Raw genomic sequence first — 343 nt, forward strand, 5'->3', positions numbered from 1 at the left:
TCCTGCACGCGCCCATATCGCAATACCGATCTATCGCTCCAAGGACCCCACTCCCCCTCTCCCCCTTCCCCCTCCGCTCGTCCTCGCCATTACTCCCCCCTTTCCCTTCCTCTTCTTATTCTTTCCCTTCCCCCTTCCCCCCCCTCTTTCCTTCTCTTCCTCCCCTTCCCTCCCCTTTCCCTCCTTTCCTCCCTCTCCCCTTCTCTCCCCCTCCCTCCCCCTTCTCTTTCCTTCCCCCTTTTTTCCTTCTCCCCTTTCTTCCCTCTCTTCCCTCTTCCCCTTTCTTCTCCCCTTTTTTCCTTCCCCCCCGTCCCCCCCCCCCTTCTTTTCCCCTCCTCCTCTT

The 343-nt window shown here is 59.5% G+C and carries 1 protein-coding gene; it reads right to left on the minus strand.

All coding sequences use genetic code 11. The annotated features are described in order from the left end of the window. Window positions 1-89: 89 nt before the first annotated feature. The coding region (locus A3773_RS19875; RefSeq protein ID WP_197462860.1) for a hypothetical protein at window positions 90-343 on the minus strand (254 nt) is incomplete at its 5' end.

The sequence above is a fragment of the Neptuniibacter pectenicola genome, from assembly GCF_001597735.1.
In the GTDB taxonomy this organism is placed as follows: Bacteria; Pseudomonadota; Gammaproteobacteria; order Pseudomonadales; family Balneatricaceae; genus Neptuniibacter; species Neptuniibacter pectenicola.